The sequence below is a fragment of the Confluentibacter flavum genome, from assembly GCF_002843175.1.
GTDB lineage: Bacteria > Bacteroidota > Bacteroidia > Flavobacteriales > Flavobacteriaceae > Confluentibacter > Confluentibacter flavum.
Map to the genome: position 1 here is coordinate 133,946 of NZ_PJEO01000014.1, position 23,209 is coordinate 157,154.

The window sequence follows — 23,209 nt, forward strand, 5'->3', positions numbered from 1 at the left end:
TTTTTGATTATTTAAAGTTAACTAAGTATTTATACTTATTTTTGACAAATATATAAGTAGTTTGAAATAATTTTTATGGTTATAACCATTTACAAACAACTTTTTAAACCACTAAAAAACATGCTAAAAAACATAATTATTACGTATATTATTGTTATACATACAATTAAAACAATCGTGGTGTCAAGTTTTAATACTAAATTTTCTAAGTATTTTTTTTATTTAATTACTTAGTATTACTAATTAAAGAAGAGAAGAATTATTTTTCTAGCGACTTCAACCATTCATCTTGAGACAAACCAATATATTTTTTAATGGTTCCATAAGGATCCTCACTTCCTTTGAAATAATCATGAATCGTTTTCATTGGAATAGTGTCCTTTAGTTTGGTTGGTACGTTATAGGTATGGTTGCCATGGAAATCATGACATTGAATACAGGTAAACCATTCCTCATTAGCAATTAGTGTTTTATGATCTATATCAAGTGGATCATTCTCTACTTCTAATTTTTGATGGCAATTCATACAGTAATCAATAGAAGGCACCGTAACACGTTCTGCATGATGTTCAGAATGGCAAGTAATACATGTTCTAGCGTCTATTTGCTTTACAGCTTCCTTAAAACGAGGTTCTGAAAATCGGTAATTTGGATGACGATCATTTGGTCTGTCATGGCATCCCAAACAATTATTCAAAGTAACATCTTGTGTCCCAAAGTCAACACTGTTTTTTCTGGCACCAACAACATGCGACATATTTGATTGTACTTGCTGTAGAAGATTCCCTTTAGCATCTGCATGGCAGGTAAAACAAGATAAATCCTCATGACCAGAATTCATAGGCCCCAGTGAGATATATGTTTCTGAGGATTCCCTGGTAAAGAAATAGAAAATCGAAATCCCCAAAACCAAACCAATGATGCCTCCTAAAAATTGTCTTTTTCTTAACGGACTTACTTTAAACATAAAAATTAAATTTATATCAAATAAAGAATTTTTTGAAACGAACTATCTTCGAGGCAGAGCCATAGAGGTATTTCGCTCGTTTCATTTTGACCTTCGGGCCAAAAATCAAAATTCTCTATTTGGATTCCCGTTTTCACGGGAATGACAATTTCAATGGAAACCCCGACGCAAAGCGTCGAGGAATTCTTTTCGATTAAAACTCCAGAACAACTGCTTCGCTTTCCGGATAACTGATACAGGTTAAAATATGGCCTTTAGCTATGTCTTCTTCGCTTAAAAAGTGACCTTCAATCATTTTAATGTCCCCAGAAACACATGTAGCTTTACATGTAGAACACATACCAGCCCTGCATGAATAAGGCAAAACAATGTTATCTGACATGGCTTGTTGCAATATCGATTTATCGCCTCTTACTTTAATTTGGTGTATTTTGCCTCCTAATTTTATGGTAACATCGCTAATTAAGTCTTTACCAAACATTTTGACAATTGGACTTTTAAAGACTTCTATCTTTATTTTTTCTCTAGAAATGCCGTTGTCCCTTAAAATTTCCTTCACCTTTTCCATATAGCCAAACGGTCCACATATCATATAAACATAATCACCATAAAAAAGGCCATGTTTTAAGAAAATTTCATCAATAAGTTCTTTTGTTGCCAATCCAGAATGATAATTATTATCATTCTTATTTAGGGATGACACAATATGTTCAACATGAAAATTATCAGGGTACTTGTTTTCAATAGCCATTATTTCATTTTTAAAAATAATGGACTCGATATCCCTATTCGCATAAACCAATAATACTTTTGAATTGGGCTCGTTTACCAAAACCGATTCAGCAATGGAATAGATTGGAGTAATACCACTTCCCCCTGCAAACAACACATATTGCTTTTGTGAGGTTTTATTGGGCTCAATGTAAAAGGAACCCCCAGGTTTATCGGTTTCTAGTGTATCGCCCACTTTAATGTGATCATGTATATAATTAGAAACCAATCCTTTTTCTACGCGTTTTATGGTGATTTTTAAATCCTTATCCGTATATGGATTGCTGCTGAACGAATACGCCCTTTTATGCACAACATTATCTATAGGCACATGAATGGTTAAAAATTGCCCTGGCTTATAAGATAGCTTCTTAAAGATATTTCCGTTTTTGAAACTCAAGCTTAATGCATCATCTGTTTCCCTTATAATATTTTTTATCTGAAGTTTCATGGATTAGAATTTTAAAACTATTATTTATAATAAAAAACCACGCCTATGTGAAAGAACATGACTATGGTGACCGTGATAGACAATGCCACATGCGCAATCATCCAACCTTTAAATAACCAATCACTATTGTTTTTAATGACATCCAAATTGAGATAACCCAATAATGTATTTGAAAAAAACACATATGAAAAAAACAACAAATACCCATAACCAAAACCCATGCTGTGGAAGTAAAATAGTAACGGACTCAATGCGGCAGCCCATTTATGAATGAGCAACATGGTTTGTGCATTTTTCCTGAATTTTTTTATGATTCTGCTTAAGGTTAGAAGCCACTGTAATGTTATAAATAGTGCTAGTCCTAATCCAGACCAACGCTTATACATCTCGTCTTGCTGCAAGGTTTTAAGCCATGTCCATTCTATTTTTAAAAAAAACTGCAAAAAAAACAGAGACAGTAATATTAAGCCCAGTAGTGTAGATTTGTTGTTTTTTAACATATTAATGCCAACGCTTTGGTCTTTAATTCAAAGGATTTGAATAGCCCTCTATTCTGGACAATTATTTTACTACGATTAATTTTTTCATGGTTTCATAGGATGTTAATTTCCTAACACTATCCAAAAACACTTCAGCCGTTGGCAAATATTTACCTTCTTGTGGCCATTTATTGCCTATCTCAGGTTTCTCACTATTAATGAATGCTTCCACCTCGCTTAAATATTCTTTGTACGTATCTATAGTGCCTTTAGCATAAGAATCCAATATCGCCACGGTTTCTTTATAGCTCAGGGAGTCTTTTGGATATTGCCACGTGGTTGCTCCCATAACATCCCCAAGTTTCCAATCCGTTTTAGGTGATTGCTTATGGTCATTATGGCACGTGACACATGCAGCCGCACTTGCTAAATCAGCAAACATAGCGGTATGCAACTTGGTATCCTCTTCATAGAAAAATTCTGGTTTTTGGCTCACTTTTATTTTTTCGAATAATTCAGCTTGTTTACCAACAAATTTATTGGCGGCATTTACTGGAAAATCTGAACCTAAATACAAACCAAGTGGCACAGGACTCTTTTGAATACTTGTTGCAATACCTCTTAAAAATAAAGCCGGTAATGGACCAGCTTCCACATCATCCTTTCTCCAATCTTCATCAAACTTCATTCCTTGTAATTTGCCTTTACCCACAATCGCTGATGTATATAAAGTTCTGGTAATATCATTTTCTTTTGCTACCATTTCTAATACTTCATCTACCGAAAATACAGGTTCATCAACTGACGAACTTGATTTCTCTTCCGGAACACCTCCACATGAGGTTAAAAAGACATTAATGGCTAATGCAAAAACGCTTATAAACGAAAACTGTTTTTTACTTTTCATATATGTGAAATTTATTGGTTATTTATTGGTATATGGTATCGCTCAATTTTCATCCGTGTTTGTTTGCACAAACTTTTTATTAATGGCGATTTCATAATATGGTTTATTTTTTAAGATTATCAATTAGTTTTGGTATGAAGCATCTATCATAACAGTAGTCATCGTTCCATAAACTGCGGCCCAAGCTTCTTTAACCTCTGGCGTGAAATCATCACCCAAGCCTACTTTCAATGTATCTAACAATGCAGCACCAACTGTATTATAATGAGATGGTTCTACTTTATAATCTACATGCCTTTTTCCTAAATTTTGCAAAACAGGCACTAATGCTTCAAGATTGCTTAACCCGGCAACCGCAGCGGCTAGCATAGTCATTAACTTATTACCTTGAACTTTCATCGCCTCTTCGCTATTAGGAAACAATGCTTTTAATGTGGGGTCTAATTCAAATAATTTCGAGTAAAATATCTCAGCTGCTGTTGCCGCAATTGGTTTTACTTTTTCAAATGAATCTTGTACGAGCGTGATTGTTTTTTGTTCCATTTTATTATTATTAGTGGTTGTTAAGTTTACCTACAAATAAGTATTAATACTTATTTTGAGCAAAAATAAAAGGAGTTTATTAGAATAATAATGAAATAAGGCAGTGTAAAAAAAGTTTTTTTACATGCAAAAAACTACAGAAACGCAGTTTCTGTATAAAAAAAGCAAGTAGATTTTATATATTACCCTGAAAAATAAAAATAAGTACGTAGTAATGAAGATTAGCTATCTAAGAAGTAGTTATGCTCGCTAATCTCTTTTTTAAGAAGTTCAATGTTATTAATACCTATTCTTTTGCCTTTTGCAATAATTAGGTGTTCCTTTTTTAAGATTGAAAATATACGTATGACTTGTTCTTCGGTAGTCCCTGCATAATCCGCGTATTCCTTTCTACTTAAAACAACATTTAAAAAGCCTTTGTTCTCTCCAAACTTTCTATTAATATATAATAAGGTATCAATAACCCGTTCCCTAACGGTCATTTGGGAAAGTGACTTTACTTTTGATTCACTTTTATTGAGCTCATTAGCATAAAACAGCATCATATCGTACGTAAACTCAGGGTTTTTGTAAAGCGCTTTTTGTAAACTGCTCTTAGAAAAATAGCAAAGCAAGGTATCTTCAAGAGCAATGGCCCCAATAGAATAATACTCCTCTGTTCCAAAACCTCTGTGTCCTATAATTTCGCCTTCCTTTGCAAATCTTACTATTTGCTCCCTGCCATTTATGCCCGTTCTAAAAACTTTCACCTTGCCTCTTAACACAAAGAAAAGTCCATTTACCGGTGCGCCTTCCATAATGAATTGCTGTCCTTTTTTACAACGAAGATTGTTTTTCTCATAAGGAAGGTCAGAAGTAGAGAGCGACGTATAATTTCGTTTTATCAAACAAGATCCATTTTCACAAATACTACACCCCAACCCAGAGAAAGGTCGTCTGACTACATTAGATTGATGTGATTTTGCTATTTCAGAATCCATAACGCTTTAAAATAATCATGTGCATGAAACAAATATACGTATTAATACTTATATTTTTATAAAAATACTTATTTTTTGTAAAAAATATTAAATTTTCGTTATGTTTGTATATATATAACGATTTGTATGATTTCCATTATTGAGGCCATAAACCTAGTTAAAAGCAAAAGCAAACCTTTAGCAAAAGAAACTGTATTCCCTATTGAAAAATCTGGTGGTTACTTGTTGTATAAAGATGTTTTCTCACCTATAAATATGCCACCGTTCAGGCAATCGGCCATGGATGGTTATGCGTTAAATTTACATGACAGTTTTATATACACTATTATTGGGGAAGTAAAGGCTGGCGATGACAATCAACCCATTTTGAAACAAGGTGAAGCGGTACGTATTTTTACTGGTGCTGCGGTTCCCGATACTGCCAATGCCGTTATTATGCAAGAAAAAGTGGTGACAAATGGCTCTGAATTGGTTATAGAAAATCAATTACCCAAAAACCATAACATTCGTGCCATTGGAGAACAAGTAAAAAAAGGTGATTTGGCACTTGCAAAAGACACCAAATTAACGCCAGCTGCTATTGGTTATTTAGCTTCTTTAGGTATCTCACATGTATCCGTCTATAAAAAACCATCTATTGCGTTGCTCACAACTGGCAACGAACTTATTGACGCTGGTCAGGAGTTAAGTTATGGAAAAATATACGAGAGCAATTCGAAAATGCTTCAAAATGCCCTTTATAATTTAAAGTTTTACGACCTCCATTTTCATAAAGTTGAAGACATTTATGAAAAAACACTCGCAACGTTACATGAGGTTATTTTACAACATGACTTGGTGATTATTACGGGTGGTATTTCGGTTGGGGATTATGATTTTGTTGGGAAAGCGCTTCATGAATTACAAGTTGAAGAACATTTTTACACCGTAAAACAAAAACCTGGAAAGCCATTATTCTTTGGAACGAAAAACAACACGCTTATTTTTGCCCTTCCCGGAAATCCCGCAGCAGCTTTAACGTGTTTTTATGCTTATGTGTATGTGGCATTGCAAAAAATGATGAATAATGATGTTATAGAACTACCGCGAGTAAAAGCGAAATCTCTTTCTAATTTTAAAAAGTTTGGTGATAGACCACAATTTTTAAAAGCGATTTATAATGACAATCAAGTTGAAATTTTAGAAGGACAAAGTTCTGCCATGCAACAAACTTTTGCCTTAGCTAATGCTTTGGTATTTATGCCTGAGGATATTGAAAATATTGAAATTGGCAATACTGTAGACGTTATTCTCTTACCAAATTAAAAAATTATGGATTATAAAATTAAAAGTAGAATATGGATAGAATCTGAAAACAATGTGCTTTTGGGTGAAGGACGTGTACATTTATTGAAAGCCATCAACGAGACTGGTTCCCTATCCAAGGCAGCGAAATCAATGAACATCTCCTATAAAAAAGCATGGGGACTTTTAGATTCCATCAACAAATCCGCTAAAAAACCAGTTACCATTAACAGTATTGGTGGAAAAGGGGGTGGTGGTGCCGAATTAACGGACTATGGAAAAGCATTAATTCTGGCATTCGATGACATTAACAAAAACTGCTGGGAATTTTTGGATAAGCAGTTGGAGAAAATTGAAAACATATGATAAGAGTGACTTAAGTTATGAGTTTCTAAAGTGCCTCAAGTAAAAATGAATAATGAATAATTAATAATTAATAGTTAATAGCAAAATGTTACAAAACGAAAACATATATCTATTTTTATTAATGCTACCCATCGTGTCCTTTCTATATTCTAGTGTGGGTCATGGTGGTGCCAGTGGTTACTTGGCTTTAATGGCGTTGTTTTCCTTTGCACCAGAAACTATGAAACCAACAGCCCTGCTACTTAATTTGTTTGTAGCCGGCATATCGTTTTTCTATTATTATAGAGGTGGGCATTTTAACAAAAGGTTATTTATCCCCTTTGCTATAGCTTCCATTCCATTGGCTTTTTTAGGTGGCACTATTGAAATTGATGCGTCTATTTACAAAAAAATTCTAGCGGTTTTATTGGTATTTGCCATTTTAAAAATGTTGAATGTTTTTGGAAAAGAAAATGATTACACAAAGGATGTAAAACTTTGGCAAGGTTTGTTTGTTGGTGGTATTATTGGCTTCTTTTCAGGGCTCATCGGTATTGGTGGTGGTATTATTTTAACACCCGTCATTTTATTGCTTCATTGGGGGAACATGAAAGAAGCCGCAGCAGTTTCGGCTTTATTTATTTGGGTAAATTCAGCTTCTGGACTCGTCGGACAGCTAAGTAGCGGCGTGAATTTAGAAACAGAAACATTTGTATTAGTCGCCGTAGCGTTAATTGGCGGCGTAATTGGTGGATATTATGGCAGTAAAAAAATAAACAATCAAAAACTGAGGTATATATTATCATTTGTACTCGCCATTGCGTGTTTAAAATTATTTTTCGCATAGAATGATAGACAAAAAAAACATAACAGGTATGATTCTTTCTGGGGGAAAAAGCAGTCGCATGGGTACAGACAAAGGTTTTTTATCGTTTAATGGAAAGTCCTTTATGCAACATAGCATCGATGCTTTAAACCCATTGGTAACAGACATTATTATTGTTTCGAATAATAAAGATTATGATGTTTTTGGTTTGAAACGTATTGAAGATGATATAGAAAACGCAGGACCGTTAGCGGGCATTTATTCTGGATTAAAACAGTCTAAAACCGACTATAATTTAGTGTTGAGTTGCGATATTCCATTAATTAGTTCAACCATTTTACAAAAACTGATTGATGCTATTGATGAAGATTCTGAAATTATTCAAATCGAAAGTCATGGAAAAACCATGCCTTTAATCGCTCTATATAAAAAACAATGTGAACGCACATTTTTAAAGCTTTTGAATGAAGGGGAACGCCGATTGCAATATGCTGTCAATCAATGTCTAGTGAAGAATATTATATTAAATGACAACGAGGCATATTTCACCAAAAACATCAATACACCTGAAGCATTAAAAGATATTACGATATGACTATAAATATAAAATATTTCGGACTTATAGCTGAAGTCACCCAACATGAAGAAGAAACCATGAATGTCTCTGGGCGTTTTATTTCTGATCTTTTGGAGGCTTTATATTCCAAATACCCCGATTTAAAAAACAAAGATTTTCAAGTGGCTCAAAATCAGGAATTGGTTTCGGAAAACACCGAACTATCTGGACAAGAACTAGCATTATTACCACCATTTTCTGGTGGATAAAAAAACAAACAGGCAGGATGAGATTTCTGCCTTCGTAGGAATGAACAGATACAACAGACATATTATCCTTTCAGACATTGGTCAAGCAGGACAAGACAAACTATTAAATGCGAAAGTATTGGTGGTTGGTGCTGGAGGCTTGGGTTGTCCTATTCTACAATATTTAGCGGCTGCAGGTATTGGTACCCTAGGAATTATCGATTTTGATGTGGTTGAAATGTCCAACTTACAACGTCAAGTTTTATTTGGAACATCTAGCTTGGGTGAAAACAAAGCCGAAGCTGCAAAAAAGAGATTGGAAGACCTGAATAATGACATTTTAATCATTGCTTATCCCGAACGATTAACATACCAAAACGCGATTGATTTATGCAACGAATATGATATTATTGTAGATGGCTCCGATAATTTTGAAACACGTTATTTGGTAAACGATGCCTGTATCATCACCAACAAACCTTTGGTGTTTGGTGCGATTTATAAGTTTGAAGGACAGGTTTCCGTATTTAATTATCAAAACGGGCCAAGTTATAGATGTCTGTTCCCAAATCCACCACAAAAAGATACGGCGCCAAATTGTTCAGAAATTGGTGTTTTAGGGGTTTTACCAGGTATTATTGGAAGCATGCAAGCTAATGAAGTTTTAAAAATTATTTTAGGCATTGGAAATGTATTATCAGGTAAATTGTTTTGCTACAATGCATTAACCTCACAAACATCAACCTTAAAAATCAATAAATCAGAAGAACAGATTGAATTGGTTTTAAAAGAAAAACATAATTTCAAAAAAAGGCAATTAGAGATTGATTGCGAATTTCAGTCTGATGACATCTCTATTGAAGATGTATTGAACTTTGAAAATATACAATTTATTGATGTTCGGGAAGCTCACGAACAACCTAAAGTTGATGGCTTAAAAATCACCCATATTCCTTTAAATCAATTGGAAAATAATCTAGAAAAAATTGATTTATCAAAACAAAAAATGATCATCTGCCAGTCAGGAATGAGAAGTAAACAAGCCGTTTCTTTATTAAGAAACTCAGGAATATTAAATTGTTATAGCATTAAAGAAGGCGCATTAGATATCATAGAGATTTTAAACAAAAAACACAAAGCAACAACAAATGACAGATAAAAAACCAAAAAACGTGTTTAAGCAAGGCGCTATTTCTTCAGAATTTATAGGAGAATCGATTGCCAAACATCAAACTAAAACAAGTATTGGTGCCCACAATATTTTTTTGGGACAAGTAAGAGCGGATGTTATTGATGGTAAAACGGTTTCAGCGATAGAATACACCGCTTATGAAGACATGGCAAATGCCAAATTTGATGAGATACGCGAAGCCGCTTTTGAAAAGTTTGAACTCACCTGCATGCACATTTATCACAGTTTGGGAACCGTTAAAGCTGGAGAAATTTGTTTATTCGTTTTCGTGTCATCGTCTAGAAGAAAAGTCGTTTTTAAAGCTTTGGAATACATCGTTGAAGAAATAAAAGCACAAGTGCCTGTGTTTGGTAAGGAAATTTTTAAGGACGATTCACATCAATGGAAGGTAAATAATTGATTATTGTTTATTGACTATTTATTATTCAAGTACTATGAAAGAACAATTGAAAATAAGAACCAAAGTATTTGCACATAATTGCGTAAAACTAACGCAGTCATTCCCTAATACCTATCTTTCAAACCATATTAAGAGACAATTAATTCGGTGCTCAACTTCAGTAGCGGCAAATTATAGAGCAACTTGTATTGCACAATCAAAGCCTAGTTTTATTGCGAAAATCAGCATCGTAATTGAAGAAGTTGATGAATCTCATTTCTGGTTGGAATTTGCTTTAGATGAAAATTTAGTTTCAAAAGATAATGTAACGCTTTTGTTAAAAGAAGCCAGTGAATTAACATCTATTTTCATGGCATCAAGAAAAACCGCTAGTTCCAATAATCAATAGAAAATAATAAATATTCAATATAAAATGATCGATATCACACATAAAAACACAACCCTAAGAACCGCAACAGCACAAGCAATCGTTAAGGTGAGTAAACCTGAAACCATTATGGCCATACAAAACGATACTGTTCCCAAGGGCAATGTATTAGCCATGAGTAAAGCTGCGGGTTTGTTGGGCGTGAAACGAACGCCTGATATTTTACCCGATTGCCATCCATTGCCTATTGAGTTTACATGTGTAGAATACGAAATAAACGGATTGGAAATCACCGTTTTATTCACTGTAAAGACCATTTACAAAACGGGCGTTGAAGTAGAAGCGATGCATGGTGCCAGTGTGGTAGCTTTAAATATGTACGATATGCTGAAGCCGATCGATAAAGGCATCGAAATCCATCACATCAAATTATTGAACAAAAAAGGTGGTAAATCTGATTTTAAAGATAGATTCCGAAAGGATTTAACCGCAGCCGTAATTGTGTGTTCCGATACTATTTCAGCAGGACAAAAAGAAGATAAAGCAGGGAAAGCCATTATAGAAAAATTGGAGGCTTGTCTTGTTAAAATTGCCGATTACATCATCATTCCAGATGAAAAAAAGGTTATTCAAGAAAAAGCGGAGATGTACCAAAAGCAAGGTGTCGATTTAATTATTTACACGGGTGGCACAGGACTTTCAGGAAGGGATGTGACCCCAGAAGCACTAATTCCGTTATTAGACAGGCGCATTCCAGGTATAGAAGAAGCCATCCGTAATTACGGACAAGACAGAACACCTTATGCGATGCTATCAAGAAGTGTTGCTGGCACTATAAAAAACACCTTAGTATTGGCATTACCGGGTTCAACAAACGGTGCAAAAGAATCTATGGACGCTATTTTTCCATCGGTGCTGCATATTTTTGGAGTATTAAGAGGGGCGAGACATGACTAAAATGTTTATTTGTTGATTTGTTTAGTCGTTTAACCGATTACACATTTCAACGATTCAACAATTAAACAGAGAGAAGAAATGAGCGAAAACAAAAACATATTACAAGATTCACACGGCAGAGATCATGCGTATTTGCGTATTTCGTTAATAGAACGTTGTAATTTACGCTGCTCGTATTGTATGCCAGAAGAAGGTGTACAACTATCGCCTAAAAGTCATTTAATGACTTATGAGGAAATTTATGAAATAGCCAAAACCTTTGTAAAACATGGCGTTACAAAAATAAGATTGACTGGCGGCGAACCCTTAATAAGAAAGGACATTCCCGTGATTTTAGAGAAATTGGCAACACTTCCCGTGGAATTATCAATTACTTCAAATGCTATAATAATCGATTCATTTATTGATGTTTTAAAGGCAAATAAGGTTAATAAAATCAATGTCAGTTTAGATTCTTTAGATCGCGAAAAGTTTAAACATATCACACGTCGCGATCAATTTGAAAAAGTTTACAGCAATATTTTTCTATTGATCAAGGAAGGTTTCAACGTTAAAGTCAACGCTGTTTTAATCAAAGGTTTTAATGACAATGAAATCATTGATTTTATAAATTTCACCAAGGACTTACCCATTTCGGTTCGCTTTATTGAGTTTATGCCTTTTGATGGCAATAAATGGGATATGAGCAAAATGGTATCTTATAAAGACGTGATGACTTATGTGAACGCTTCTTTTTCTGAAGACCAAATTGAACGTTTACAAGATGCGCCTAACGACACTTCTAAAAATTATAAAATTTCGGGTTATCAAGGTAGTTTTGCTATTATTAGTTCTGTTACCAATCCGTTTTGCGATTCGTGTAACAGATTGCGCTTAACGGCCAACGGACAACTAAAAAATTGTTTGTTTTCTGCAACAGAATCCGATTTATTGACCACACTTAGACAAGGAAATTCCATCGAACCCATCATTCAAAAAGCAGTTCAAGCCAAATTTAAAATCCGCGGCGGTATGGATACCTTGGAAAAACTTCAAGAACCGAAATTGCATAACAATAATAGAAGTATGATTACCATAGGTGGTTGAGTCGTTTGTTATTGAGTTGTTTGTTGGTTAGATGATACTATTTCATCCATTTAAAAAATAAATTTAAATTTAATTAGGATAAATTTGTCCGTTATTATTTTGTGAGTTACTTTTGCAACTTCAATGTTTAATAAATTAAAAATATTTACGACTTAAAATAGGACAAAATTATCCTATTTTAAAGAAAGCTCCACAAATGATATACAAAGTAAACATCATAAGCACCAACAACAAACGGATTGAAATTCCATTCAAGCGATTTGAATACCCAAATTTGATGGAGTTGATTGTTGACACGTATTTTGAAGACATTGGTGAATGCCTTGGAAGAGGTTTGTGTGGTACCTGCCATGTAAAACTTCAATCGGGTTCCATAAATGACAGAATAGAACCAGTTGAAAAAGAAACGCTTACCAATCTTTATAATTCAGAGACAAACAGTCGGTTGGCATGCCAAATCATGCTGGATGAAAAAATAAATAATATGACTTTTAAAATAATAACTGAAAATAAAATAAATACTTAAACCTATGAATACAGCATCTTTAGTAGAACAGCTTGTTTACCAAGAAAACAAACCAGCAGTGACCGTTTTACTTATAACAAAAACAACCAAAGAAATTAGAATTGTCATGAAACAAGGACAAACCATGAAAGAGCACAAAGCCCCCTACCCCATAGTTATTGAACTATTTGAAGGCAGTATCGATTTTGGTGTAAATGGCATAAAAAAACTGCTCAAAAAAGGTGATTTAATTGCTTTGGATGAAAACGTACCGCACGATTTAACATGCGTTTCAGACAGCATCATTCGTTTATCACTTTCAAATTTTGATGATGTTGAACGCGTCAATAGTGTGAATAATTAAATATAAATCAACTAATTAACATTCCAATGAAAAAAATATGGATTACATTTATTAGTGTTGTGTCAATATCCTTCATAATACTAATTTGGATAGGAACAGAAGTATACCAAACACAACCTCCTATTCCAGAAACCGTTATTGTAAAAGAAACACAAGAAATACTTTATACCAAAGAAGATATTCAAATCGGACAAAACGTTTGGGAATCTATTGGAGGTATGGAAGTCGGTTCTATTTGGGGACATGGTAGTTATGTGGCTCCAGATTGGACAGCCGATTGGATTCATAAAGAAGCTACTTTTATGCTCGAAGCATGGTCCCAAAATGATTTTAATACCAATTACGAGGCACTAGATGTAGAGAAAAAAGCAGCGTTAAAAGCACGTTTAATTAAAGACATTAAAACCAATACCTTTAATGAGTCTGATAAGTCTATAACCATATCAGAAAGTAGGTTAGCAGCCATAAAAGAAAATATCAAGCATTACACTAATATTTTTTCTGAAGGAAAAGAAGAATACGCTATTCCCAAAGGTGCACTCGTAGATCCTGAAAAATTAGAACAACTAAACGCCTTTTTATTCTGGACGTCTTGGGCTGCGAGCACCAACAGACCAAATGAAGATTATACCTATACTTCCAATTGGCCCCACGAACCTTTAATTGATAATAACATAACAAGTGATTCATTAATCTGGTCTGGTCTATCAATTGTCTTGCTATTATTGTTCATTGGTATTTTAACGTATTACTATTTATTAAATCACGAAAAAGGAGAATTACTTTCTAAACCAGAAAGTGATCCGTTAACGAATTTAAAATTGTTTAAATCCCAAAAAGCGATATTAAAATATTTTATAGTAATCTCGTTGCTCATAGGCTTACAAGTTATTTTAGGCATTATTACCGTACATTACACTGTTGAAGGACAGGCCTTTTTTAGATTCGATTTATCTAGCTTCCTACCCTATTCAATTACTAGAACGTGGCACACCCAATTGGCCGTTTTCTGGATTGCCGCTACGTGGTTGGCTACAGGGTTATTTCTAGCGCCTATGATTTCTGGAAAAGAAATGAAATACCAACGCTTTGGCATTAACTTCTTATTTATCGCTCTGATTGTTATTGTATTAGGATCTATGATGGGTGAATGGTTGGGTGTACACCAATTCTTAGAATTAACAACCAATTTTTACTTCGGACATCAAGGCTATGAATACATGGATTTAGGTCGTTTTTGGCAAATATTTTTAGGCATTGGTTTAGTGCTTTGGGTGGTTATGGTGAGCAGGCACATTTTTTATGGTATTAGTAAAAAAGATGAATCCAAACACTTACTAATTATCTTGTTAATATCCGTCATGGCGATTGGTATGTTCTTTTTCTCTGGCTTAATGTATGGGGAAAATAGTACCTTACCAGTCATTAATTACTGGAGATGGTGGTTGGTGCATTTATGGGTTGAAGGCTTCTTTGAAGTATTTGCAACCGTAGTTATTGCCTATATCTTTTCAAGACTTAAAATTATTTCTGTTAAAACTGCAGGTCGCGTATCTATAGCTTCGGCATCTATATTTTTAGCTGGGGGAATAATAGGTACATTACACCATTTATACTACTCAGGAACTCCTGTTCAAGCGATTGCTTTAGGCGCTACTTTTAGTGCTTTGGAAGTGGTTCCACTAACACTTATGGGTTTTGAAATCAGGGAAAACTGGAACCTTTTAAAAAGCAAACAATGGATGCAAAAATATAAATGGCCCATCTTTTTCTTCATTGCCGTTGCTTTTTGGAATTTTGTAGGTGCAGGTATATTCGGGTTTTTAATTAACCCTCCCATTGCACTATATTACATCCAAGGTTTAAATACCACCGCAGTGCATGCACACACCGCTTTATTTGGCGTATATGGTATGCTAGGTATGGGGTTCATTATTATATGTTTACGCTTTTATTCTGATAGAGTTTGGCAGAATAAAAAATTAAAACGTGCCTTTTGGCTATTAAATATAGGTTTGGTTGCCATGGTGCTTTTAAGTTTACTACCTATAGGCATTATTCAGGCTTACACCTCTATAACCAAAGGTTATTCGTTTGCTAGAGATGCAGATTTATTATACTCACCAACGGTACAAACCTTAAAATGGATGCGTATGATAGGTGATATTATATTTTCTGTGGGTATCTTTTATTTTTGTTGGTTTACTATTGATGAAACCATTTATAATTTTAAAAGGAAGAACATCAATTAATTTTATGATGGAAAAAAACCTTATAAAACGTTCATTTATAAGGTTTTTTCATTACTGTTCGACAAAAACTCATTAAGATCGCTACATACCTTGATTCTATTACGTCCCTATGGGACTTAAGGTATCTGGGGGCACTTTTGTTTCTATCAATATATGATCCCTAAAGGGACTGCCCATAGGGCAATATATAGGTAGAAAGTCGATTACATTTTAAGGATATAGTCCCGTAGGGACGTGACAAAAATTTGACAAACATCATTGATTTTTTATTATTTTGATTTGGATTGTATGTTTTAGTTGTTGGATTGTTGAGCTGTTTGTTGTTAAGTTGTTGAGTCGACGGCTAAACAACAAACGACTCAACGACTAAACACTTTTTACCAAAATTTTCTTTGCAAAATTACTTTTCGGTGCTTCACAAAGCGAACATTTATAGCTTTCAGGAAGGTCTTTAAATGGGGTATTTGGTTTTATGTTTTGAGTGATGTCTCCGTAGGTTTCATTATAAATAGTTAAGCAATCCTTACATTGATAGACTTTGAGTTCTACTTTTTCCTTTGAAACTGATTTTAATGTATTATCATCTTTTTCCGTTCCTAATTGTTCAAAATACAGCTTACTTAGTTCCATTAATAATTTAGGCAATTCCTCTTTATCAACATCCTGTACATGCATCACATAATCTCGTGTATTGGGATCAAAATTTTTAGCATACAGTAAATTATAAGTTGCACGAATATTAAAATCTTCCAACTCTTTTGGAATGGTATTTTTCTTAATAACTATAGACGTGAAATAATTTGATTTTTTTGCATAATCGCTAATGCCAAATGTTAATCCGTAGGTACTTATATCGTTTTTATCGAAACTATTAACTAAATATTTTTTCAGATTAATGGCTTCTTTGTTGTTTACTGGTAAATGCCAATTAAGTTCAAGCATGGAATGGCGTACATTAATACCATATCTCCCTAAAAATTTTTCCCATTGAAGTTTGGCATTTATAGGGATTCCTTTGACGATAAACGATTTCCAAGGCGTGATGGATATTTTACCAATTTTACATTCATCGCAAAGTTCACACATGGCTTTTAAGAATGAAATATCGTATTTGTTGTTTCTCCAATAGAGTCCTAACCAATATTTATCCATACCAATTCTATTCATCCCTTCATAATAAGGAAACGGATAAAAAGGGACATCCAAAGGTTTATCAACCGTACGATTATTGGTATCAATAGCGTCACTTACCAATTCAAAAACCGTATCAATGTCTTCTGGTTCTTCCTGTAAAATATTCTCTATAGCGGTTTCTATTTTATCCAAATCCCAACTATAAATAAGCGCTGGATACATGTCTGTTTTATCCCATTCGGGCAATCTTACATATAAATACCAATAATCTTCATGCTCTGAAGCGATGAAGTTTAAATGACCAGTAAATAAGGGAACCAATCGTTGTTTCGGGTCGGTTATATTAACTTTTAATTTTAGTTTGGACCGAAATTGTTCTAAGATATACAAATACCGATCACTAGTAAGCCAAGCGGTACTTGGAAAGATGTCTGAACACACATAAGACGATACAATATTTTGAATGGGATCATGATCTTTACCAACGATTTGAAGTTTATCAAAAACCCCCAATTGTTCCTTTTCAGTCTCTTTTGGAAGCAAAATATCTTGTCTAGAACCAAATGAAATCGTTTTTAACCCTAAACTTTCAACACATTCGCAAATGTATTTTAGTTCGCCCGGCGATAACACACCTCCTTTAATTATTAATCTGTTTAACCGACCCATTATAAAAGTACTTTTGTGTTCGTTAATATCTCCCTTACCTCGGTTTTACAACTTCCACAGCCTAAACCTGCACCCGTTTTGTTACAAAGTTCAGCAAAATTAGTGCACCCTGCTTCAATAGCTTCCTTAATATTACCTTCGCCAACCTGACTGCATGAGCATACCAATTTTCCAAGTATGGGTTTTGTATCTGAAGAACCTCTTAACAAGGTATCCCTTTTATCTGCCATTTCAATTTTGCTTTCAATCATGGTCTTGAATTCGGCAAACTCATTTTTATCACCCATTAAAACTGCCCCTACCAGCAAATCGTCTTTAACAATGCATTTTTTATAATAGCGTTTTGAAATGTCCGTGAATATAATTTCTTGATAACTATCATCATTTTCGGGTACTTCAATATCGCCAATACTGCATAGATTAAGGTCGTTAAACTTTAGAATATTCAATAGTACCGAACCGCTGTAAGAACTACTTATGTCTCCTGCTATAAAATTAGCCAATATGGCTGCTTGTTCTTCGGCCGCCGATGTAATGCCGAATAATTGATTGTTATATTCTGCTATTTCACCAATAGCAAAAATATCTGGATTTGATGTTTGCAGGTGCTGATTTACCCTAACACCGCGTCCACAAACAAGACCATTCTCTTTAGCTACTTCAATATTTGGTTGCGTTCCAATGGCATACACAATAGCATGCGAGGTAATCAACTTTCCACTTTTTAAACTGATATTAAGTTGCCCAGTCTCATCATCTTCAAACACGGTACTGACTTCGTTATCAAAATAAATTTGGATACCTCGCTCTTGAACATCTAAAGCCAATAATTTACTGGATACTTTATCCAATTGACGTTCCATGAGCCTGGAAGAACGCTGTATAATCGTTATCTGTATATTTTTATGTTTTAAAGCAGCCGCTAACTCTAGCCCCAATAAACCACCACCAACAATGGTAACATGTTGACTTTCTGGTGGTAACTGTGTTTGTTCTAAATAGGCTTTAAATCTATCCGCATCATTTTTATTTCGCATGGTAAACCTGCCTGGTAAATCTATTTGAACATCCTTTGGAATAAATGCACGACTTCCTGTTGCCAAAATGAGCTTATCGAATGTATGCACATCGCCGTTGCTATCTATGACTTTTTTATTTTCTTGATCTATTTTGGTTATAAATGTTTCTGGATACGCTTTTATATTAAGCTTATTCAATTCCACTTTTTTAATCTTTAAAAGTTGTTCCCAAGTCAGTTCTTCTGTAACATATTCTGGAAGCAGCACCCTATTATAAAATAAGTTAGGCTCCTTAGAAAACACAAGGATTTCATCTTTTTCGTTGTTTTCCCTATAATTCTGGATAAACCTAAAAGCGGCAGCTCCAGCACCGACAACAATTATTTTTTCTAAAGGTTTTTTGTATTTGGAAACCGAAACGGTTGTGAACTTAAAATCGGGTTCTTTAGAAAAGGGATCTACAACGGTATTGGTTAAATTATTTACTCGATTCAGGTCGTTTTCGAGTTGCTTGCCCCAATGCATGGGTAAAAACACGACTCCTTTTCTTATGGAATCTGTTACTTTTGCTCGTACTCTAACAACACCATTTTTACTCTTAATTTCGGTAATATCACCATCTTTAATTTTATTTATAAAGGCATCAACAGGATTGATTTCTAAAACAGGTATGGGGTAATGGGTTTTTAACCGAGACACTTTGCCCGTTTTGGTCATGGTATGCCATTGGTCGCGAATACGTCCATTCGTTAATATAAGCGGAAACGCCTCATCTGGCATGACGGATGTATTTACAATACTTTGGGGTACGTTGAAAATGGCTTTTTTTGATGGCGTATAGAATTTTTTATCTTCAAAAAGTCTTGGAGTTCCTTGATGCCTGTATTCTGGAACTGGCCATTGAAAGGTGCCTTCATTTTTTAGTCTGTCATAATTTAAAAATGAAATATCCATATTGGTTCCTTTGGTCATGGAACAATATTCGTTGTAAACTTCTTCGGCACTGTTAAAATTAAATCCCCTAAAACCCATACGTTGTGCAAAATCGCAAAGTATTTCAACATCTGGCCTTGCTTCTCCAGGTGGCTCCATTTCTTTGGGCAAATAAGAAATACGCCTTTCAGAGTTTGTCATGGTGCCTTCCTTTTCTAACCATCCAGCAGCAGGCAATACCAAATCGGCAAAAGCCACTGTATCGGACTTATGCGATATTTCCTGAACCACCACGAATTTGGCATTCGCCATGGCCTTTTCTATTTTATTGATATTTGGTAGGCTGACTAAGGGATTAGTACACATAATCCAGACTGCTTTTAATGTACCACTTTCAAGTGCATCGAACATTTCTGTAGCCGTTAAGCCTGGTTTAGGTGAAATTTTATCAACGCCCCAAAACTGTGCGACTTCCCTACGATGTTCTTCGTTAGCTAAATCTTTATGTACCGCCAATAAATTAGCCATACCTCCTACTTCGCGACCGCCCATGGCGTTTGGTTGACCCGTAAGTGAAAATGGACCAGAACCCGGTTTACCTACTTGGCCTGTAATAAGCGATAAATTTATAAGGGAAACGTTTTTATCGGTTCCAATGGCACTTTGGTTAAGTCCCATAGCCCACATACTAATAAAGCCTTTTGAAAGTCCGATGATATCGGCAGCTTTTCTAATATCTTTTTCAGGAACGCCACATAATCTTGCTGCATCTTTAACTGATGTTGAAAAAATTAAATCCTTATACTCTTTAAAACCTTCGGTATGGTTCTTTATAAAATGGTCATCAATCAAACCACGTTCAAACAAACGTCTTCCAATGGCATTATAAAGAATCACATCGGTTCCAGGAATGAGTTGCAGGTGTAAATCGGCAAAACTTGCAGAATCCGTTTTACGCGGATCTATAACGATAATTTGTACATGCGGATTTTTTTCCTTGTGCTTTTCTATTCTTCTAAAAATGATGGGATGGCACCAAGCAGGGTTAGCTCCTGTGATTAGAAAACAATCGGCCAATTCTATATCTTCATAAGAAACAGGCACAATATCTTCCCCAAACGCTTTTTTATAACCAACCACGGCCGAACTCATACATAACCTAGAATTTGTATCTATATTATTGGTCCCTAAAAATCCCTTGGTAAGCTTATTGGCAATGTAATATTCTTCGGTTAAACTTTGTCCAGACACATAAAATGCAACACTATCTGGCCCATATTTTTTTATTAAGGATTTAAAAACACCACTCGCCCTATCCAATGCATCGTCCCAACTGACGCGTTCACGTGGATGTGACCTGCTCCATCTCATTTCTGGGTACAAAATTCTATCAGAGGTATCATTAACAACATAGTGCAGGTTCATTCCTTTAGAACAAAGCATTCCTTGACTTACAGGGTGATTGGGGTCAGCTTCAACCAAAACCTTATTATCTATATCTTTTTTTATGATAATACCACAGCCTACACCACAATATGAACACGTTGTTTTAGCTTCATTCTTTATCATTACACCACTGGATTTTACACTAATTAAGAGATTAAATTAACGCTATACAAAAATAACCTACATTATTCTGAATACTTCAAAAACAAACAAAAAAAACTTGTAATTTGATTATTATTAGGACTCATTTTCGATTTTTATTGGGATGAGTTTTTCTAAGGATATATCGGCACTTTCAGCAGACACCTCTTCTTCTTTCATGGAAAAACGAATGGCTAAAGCTAAAATGGCGGTAATGACTACCAAGCATCCAATTAAAAAATAACCACTTGAAACCGCTGCAGATGATGCTGAAGCTTGTGCTGCGCTTACGGCATCTGCAGCTAACCCTTCACTGGAAGCAATAGCCTCTTTTTCCGCAATGGCCGATTTATATTTAAGTAATAGGGCCGCTAAAAAAGCTCCAACATTACCGCCAGCCCCGACAATTCCAGAAACTGATCCTACGGCCTTTTTATTAATGAATGGCACGACCGAAAATGTGGCGCCTTCTGCCATTTGAACTGATAAACTAAATAAAATTAAGAATAAAATCCCTAACACCATACTTGTAATTCCAGAAAACGTGATCAACATAATCCCTTGAACGGCGAGTATACAAGATAAAAATAACACTCTACCACGCAAGCCTTTTAGCTTACCAAATTTATCTCCAAAATGTCCTCCTAAAGTTCTTGCAAAAATATTCATCAAGGCAAACGATAGCACGATGTTACCCGCCGTAATACGCTCCAATTGAAATGTATTTTGAAGATAATCATCCATAGTTCCATACACTGTAAGTTCAATTCCAAAACAAGCAGCGTATACCAAAAACAGAATCCAAATTCTATAATCTTTTATCACTTTCATAAATCGTATTTGGTCTTTTTTAGTGGTTATCATAGTCCCAGACGCTCTTAATTCCTTAAAATTTCCTTCTGGTGTATCTTGGGTAAAAAAGAAGTAAACTATCCCCATTAAAAAACAAATAAGACCTGCAATAATCATGGAATACCTCCAAGCTTCCGCTTCGGCAACACCAAAGCCAATAACCATGGCCGCTATTAAGGGCATGCCTAAGCGGTTGGCACCTCCTCCTAAATTTCCCCATCCAGCCGAGGTTGCATTGGCAGTCCCGACAATATTAGGTGCAAACATTAACGATGTATGTACTTGGGTTATAACAAAAGATGCCCCAATAAAGCCTATAAAAAGTCTACAAACCAAAAACTGGAAAGGTGTTTGTGACAAACCACATAAAACCACAGGAATGGCGCCTAAAACTAAAAGCCACGTATAACACAACCTTGGTCCGTATTTATCACATAATTTACCAACTAATAATCTAGCGAATACAGTGCCTGCGACACCAAAAATAACAGAATTCCATTTTTGATCTGGCGTTAACCCCAAATCTTTAACCACATCTGGCATAAATGGCACAATACCAAACCATGCAAAAAAGCACATGAAGAATGATATAGAGGTAATCCAGAATGTTTGTGTTGGGATACTTTTAAAATTAAAAAGCTCTAATTTAGTTGCTTTTGCGGATTTAGAATTTTTCATGTCAAATTGTTTTATACTTACAAAAGTAAGTATAATTACTTAATTTTAGACATCAAAAATACGTATTTTTTAATAAATGTTGGATTATCAATAATAAAATACGTTTCTGAGAATATTACAATATTATGAGAGTAATTGTTGATTTTTTTACATTATAATGAAGATTTAGCGAGCTGAACTATACAAGTTGAAATTCATTGGCTTTATGATTTAGTTCCATAATATTTTTTACATCCAATTTCTTCATTAAATTGAAACGGTGTACCTCTGCCGTACGTCTGCTGATATTTAGTTCTTCAGCAATATCTTTATTATTTTTTAACTGAAGCACCAAATTCAAAATTTGCTTTTCCCTTTTGGTAAGATTAAATGGATCTTCAACAACTTCTTTTTTTGGCGTATTTTTTATACCGCCATTAACAAAATTATTCATGATGATTGAAGACACATCACCTGTGAAATATTTGCCACCAGCGGCTACCGTATGCAATGCCTTTAAGAACTCATCCTTACTGGCGCCTTTTAATAAATACCCATCCGCCCCAGCTTGAATGGCCTGAATGACATATTCTTCGGAATCATGCATGGAAAGCACAAGTGTCCTTACATCCTTGTACTTGTTATTGCTATTAATAATTCTAACCACCTCAATACCATTAAGTTCTGGCATTCTTATATCTACAATCAGTATGTGTGGTTTGTTTTTAGTAATAACTTCTATGGCTTCTTTTCCGTTGGAAGCCTCGTCAATAACTTTAATGCCTTGCTGATCCTCTAAAAGTGCTTTTATGCCATCTCTAACAAGAACATGGTCATCTGCTAAAACGACATTGATAATATCCATTTTTTTAACTTTT

The 23,209-nt window shown here is 34.7% G+C and carries 23 protein-coding genes; 13 read left to right on the forward strand and 10 right to left on the reverse strand.

Features of this window, described 5'->3' with window-relative positions; translation table 11 throughout:
* Positions 1–259: 259 nt before the first annotated feature.
* The 6 genes from CSW08_RS03580 to CSW08_RS03605 form a co-directional block, all read right to left on the reverse strand.
* Entirely contained in the window at positions 260–967 is a 708-nt protein-coding gene (locus CSW08_RS03580) for a cytochrome c3 family protein (protein WP_106658531.1), read from the reverse strand.
* A 193-nt stretch (positions 968–1,160) separates the two neighbouring features.
* Positions 1,161–2,189 (reverse strand): ferredoxin--NADP reductase, encoded by a 1,029-nt coding sequence (locus CSW08_RS03585; protein WP_106658532.1) that lies wholly within the window; start codon positions 2,187–2,189, stop codon positions 1,161–1,163.
* 20 nt (positions 2,190–2,209) lie between these two features.
* Positions 2,210–2,689, reverse strand: coding sequence for a hypothetical protein (locus CSW08_RS03590; protein ID WP_106658533.1), 480 nt, complete (start codon positions 2,687–2,689; stop codon positions 2,210–2,212).
* A 61-nt stretch (positions 2,690–2,750) separates the two neighbouring features.
* Positions 2,751–3,575 carry a c-type heme family protein gene (locus tag CSW08_RS03595; protein ID WP_106658534.1) on the reverse strand — a complete coding sequence of 275 codons (825 nt, stop codon included), beginning with the start codon at positions 3,573–3,575 and terminating at the stop codon, positions 2,751–2,753.
* A gap of 123 nt (positions 3,576–3,698) precedes the next feature.
* A complete protein-coding gene (locus CSW08_RS03600) occupies positions 3,699–4,118 on the reverse strand; it encodes a globin family protein (protein ID WP_106658535.1) in 420 nt (139 codons plus the stop codon).
* A gap of 221 nt (positions 4,119–4,339) precedes the next feature.
* Positions 4,340–5,098: a Crp/Fnr family transcriptional regulator gene (locus tag CSW08_RS03605; protein ID WP_106658536.1), complete on the reverse strand. Its 759-nt coding sequence runs from the start codon at positions 5,096–5,098 to the stop codon at positions 4,340–4,342.
* Positions 5,099–5,224: 126 nt separating this feature from the next.
* Between CSW08_RS03605 and CSW08_RS03610 the strand changes: the two genes are divergently transcribed.
* The 13 genes from CSW08_RS03610 (at position 5,225) to CSW08_RS03670 (ending at position 15,480) form a co-directional block, all read left to right on the forward strand.
* Positions 5,225–6,403: a molybdopterin molybdotransferase MoeA gene (locus CSW08_RS03610; protein WP_106658537.1), complete on the forward strand. Its 1,179-nt coding sequence runs from the start codon at positions 5,225–5,227 to the stop codon at positions 6,401–6,403.
* 6 nt (positions 6,404–6,409) lie between these two features.
* Positions 6,410–6,748: a winged helix-turn-helix domain-containing protein gene (locus CSW08_RS03615; RefSeq protein ID WP_106658538.1), complete on the forward strand. Its 339-nt coding sequence runs from the start codon at positions 6,410–6,412 to the stop codon at positions 6,746–6,748.
* Between the two features lie 85 nt (positions 6,749–6,833).
* Positions 6,834–7,574, forward strand: a complete 741-nt coding sequence (locus CSW08_RS03620) for a sulfite exporter TauE/SafE family protein (protein ID WP_203226844.1) — start codon at positions 6,834–6,836, stop codon at positions 7,572–7,574.
* 1 nt (position 7,575) lies between these two features.
* Positions 7,576–8,148, forward strand: coding sequence for a molybdenum cofactor guanylyltransferase (gene mobA / locus CSW08_RS03625; RefSeq protein WP_106658540.1), 573 nt, complete (start codon positions 7,576–7,578; stop codon positions 8,146–8,148).
* Positions 8,145–8,378, forward strand: a complete 234-nt coding sequence (locus CSW08_RS03630) for a MoaD/ThiS family protein (protein WP_106658541.1) — start codon at positions 8,145–8,147, stop codon at positions 8,376–8,378. Before mobA ends, CSW08_RS03630 begins: the two co-directional genes overlap by 4 nt.
* Positions 8,371–9,516 carry a molybdopterin-synthase adenylyltransferase MoeB gene (gene moeB, locus CSW08_RS03635; RefSeq protein WP_238987194.1) on the forward strand — a complete coding sequence of 382 codons (1,146 nt, stop codon included), beginning with the start codon at positions 8,371–8,373 and terminating at the stop codon, positions 9,514–9,516. Before CSW08_RS03630 ends, moeB begins: the two co-directional genes overlap by 8 nt.
* On the forward strand, positions 9,506–9,949 hold the full coding sequence (locus tag CSW08_RS03640; protein ID WP_106658542.1) for a molybdenum cofactor biosynthesis protein MoaE: 444 nt from the start codon (positions 9,506–9,508) through the stop codon (positions 9,947–9,949). Before moeB ends, CSW08_RS03640 begins: the two co-directional genes overlap by 11 nt.
* Positions 9,950–9,983: 34 nt before the next feature.
* Complete coding sequence (locus CSW08_RS03645) at positions 9,984–10,337, forward strand: four helix bundle protein (protein WP_106658543.1); 354 nt, start codon at positions 9,984–9,986, stop codon at positions 10,335–10,337.
* Positions 10,338–10,361: 24 nt separating this feature from the next.
* Positions 10,362–11,273 (forward strand): bifunctional molybdenum cofactor biosynthesis protein MoaC/MoaB, encoded by a 912-nt coding sequence (gene moaCB, locus CSW08_RS03650; protein ID WP_106658544.1) that lies wholly within the window; start codon positions 10,362–10,364, stop codon positions 11,271–11,273.
* Between the two features lie 78 nt (positions 11,274–11,351).
* Positions 11,352–12,359, forward strand: a complete 1,008-nt coding sequence (gene moaA / locus CSW08_RS03655) for a GTP 3',8-cyclase MoaA (RefSeq protein ID WP_106658545.1) — start codon at positions 11,352–11,354, stop codon at positions 12,357–12,359.
* Positions 12,360–12,555: 196 nt separating this feature from the next.
* Positions 12,556–12,885, forward strand: a complete 330-nt coding sequence (locus CSW08_RS03660; RefSeq protein WP_106658546.1) for a 2Fe-2S iron-sulfur cluster-binding protein — start codon at positions 12,556–12,558, stop codon at positions 12,883–12,885.
* Positions 12,886–12,889: 4 nt separating this feature from the next.
* Positions 12,890–13,228, forward strand: a complete 339-nt coding sequence (locus CSW08_RS03665) for a cupin domain-containing protein (protein ID WP_106658547.1) — start codon at positions 12,890–12,892, stop codon at positions 13,226–13,228.
* A 26-nt stretch (positions 13,229–13,254) separates the two neighbouring features.
* Positions 13,255–15,480 (forward strand): nitric-oxide reductase large subunit, encoded by a 2,226-nt coding sequence (locus CSW08_RS03670; RefSeq protein ID WP_106658548.1) that lies wholly within the window; start codon positions 13,255–13,257, stop codon positions 15,478–15,480.
* Between the two features lie 366 nt (positions 15,481–15,846).
* Here CSW08_RS03670 and CSW08_RS03675 read toward each other — a convergent pair whose 3' ends face one another.
* The 4 genes from CSW08_RS03675 to CSW08_RS03690 form a co-directional block, all read right to left on the reverse strand.
* On the reverse strand, positions 15,847–17,283 hold the full coding sequence (locus CSW08_RS03675) for a rubredoxin (RefSeq protein WP_106658549.1): 1,437 nt from the start codon (positions 17,281–17,283) through the stop codon (positions 15,847–15,849).
* Positions 17,283–20,804, reverse strand: coding sequence for a nitrate reductase (locus CSW08_RS03680; RefSeq protein ID WP_106658550.1), 3,522 nt, complete (start codon positions 20,802–20,804; stop codon positions 17,283–17,285). The genes CSW08_RS03675 and CSW08_RS03680 overlap by 1 nt, the downstream gene beginning before the upstream one ends.
* Positions 20,805–20,918: 114 nt before the next feature.
* Positions 20,919–22,352 carry an MFS transporter gene (locus CSW08_RS03685; protein ID WP_106658551.1) on the reverse strand — a complete coding sequence of 478 codons (1,434 nt, stop codon included), beginning with the start codon at positions 22,350–22,352 and terminating at the stop codon, positions 20,919–20,921.
* 178 nt (positions 22,353–22,530) lie between these two features.
* Complete coding sequence (locus tag CSW08_RS03690; RefSeq protein WP_106658552.1) at positions 22,531–23,196, reverse strand: response regulator transcription factor; 666 nt, start codon at positions 23,194–23,196, stop codon at positions 22,531–22,533.
* Positions 23,197–23,209 lie beyond the last annotated feature (13 nt).

Bases quoted from the DNA above. Each gene is read 5' to 3' on its own strand.
- CSW08_RS03580 (WP_106658531.1), bottom strand. From the start codon at position 967: ATGTTTAAAGTAAGTCCGTTAAGAAAAAGACAATTTTTAGGAGGCATC.
- CSW08_RS03585 (WP_106658532.1), bottom strand. From the start codon at position 2,189: ATGAAACTTCAGATAAAAAATATTATAAGGGAAACAGATGATGCATTA.
- CSW08_RS03590 (WP_106658533.1), bottom strand. From the start codon at position 2,689: ATGTTAAAAAACAACAAATCTACACTACTGGGCTTAATATTACTGTCT.
- CSW08_RS03595 (WP_106658534.1), bottom strand. From the start codon at position 3,575: ATGAAAAGTAAAAAACAGTTTTCGTTTATAAGCGTTTTTGCATTAGCC.
- CSW08_RS03600 (WP_106658535.1), bottom strand. From the start codon at position 4,118: ATGGAACAAAAAACAATCACGCTCGTACAAGATTCATTTGAAAAAGTA.
- CSW08_RS03605 (WP_106658536.1), bottom strand. From the start codon at position 5,098: ATGGATTCTGAAATAGCAAAATCACATCAATCTAATGTAGTCAGACGA.
- CSW08_RS03610 (WP_106658537.1), top strand. From the start codon at position 5,225: ATGATTTCCATTATTGAGGCCATAAACCTAGTTAAAAGCAAAAGCAAA.
- CSW08_RS03615 (WP_106658538.1), top strand. From the start codon at position 6,410: ATGGATTATAAAATTAAAAGTAGAATATGGATAGAATCTGAAAACAAT.
- CSW08_RS03620 (WP_203226844.1), top strand. From the start codon at position 6,834: ATGTTACAAAACGAAAACATATATCTATTTTTATTAATGCTACCCATC.
- mobA (WP_106658540.1), top strand. From the start codon at position 7,576: ATGATAGACAAAAAAAACATAACAGGTATGATTCTTTCTGGGGGAAAA.
- CSW08_RS03630 (WP_106658541.1), top strand. From the start codon at position 8,145: ATGACTATAAATATAAAATATTTCGGACTTATAGCTGAAGTCACCCAA.
- CSW08_RS03640 (WP_106658542.1), top strand. From the start codon at position 9,506: ATGACAGATAAAAAACCAAAAAACGTGTTTAAGCAAGGCGCTATTTCT.
- CSW08_RS03645 (WP_106658543.1), top strand. From the start codon at position 9,984: ATGAAAGAACAATTGAAAATAAGAACCAAAGTATTTGCACATAATTGC.
- moaCB (WP_106658544.1), top strand. From the start codon at position 10,362: ATGATCGATATCACACATAAAAACACAACCCTAAGAACCGCAACAGCA.
- moaA (WP_106658545.1), top strand. From the start codon at position 11,352: ATGAGCGAAAACAAAAACATATTACAAGATTCACACGGCAGAGATCAT.
- CSW08_RS03660 (WP_106658546.1), top strand. From the start codon at position 12,556: ATGATATACAAAGTAAACATCATAAGCACCAACAACAAACGGATTGAA.
- CSW08_RS03665 (WP_106658547.1), top strand. From the start codon at position 12,890: ATGAATACAGCATCTTTAGTAGAACAGCTTGTTTACCAAGAAAACAAA.
- CSW08_RS03670 (WP_106658548.1), top strand. From the start codon at position 13,255: ATGAAAAAAATATGGATTACATTTATTAGTGTTGTGTCAATATCCTTC.
- CSW08_RS03675 (WP_106658549.1), bottom strand. From the start codon at position 17,283: ATGGGTCGGTTAAACAGATTAATAATTAAAGGAGGTGTGTTATCGCCG.
- CSW08_RS03680 (WP_106658550.1), bottom strand. From the start codon at position 20,804: ATGATAAAGAATGAAGCTAAAACAACGTGTTCATATTGTGGTGTAGGC.
- CSW08_RS03685 (WP_106658551.1), bottom strand. From the start codon at position 22,352: ATGAAAAATTCTAAATCCGCAAAAGCAACTAAATTAGAGCTTTTTAAT.
- CSW08_RS03690 (WP_106658552.1), bottom strand. From the start codon at position 23,196: ATGGATATTATCAATGTCGTTTTAGCAGATGACCATGTTCTTGTTAGA.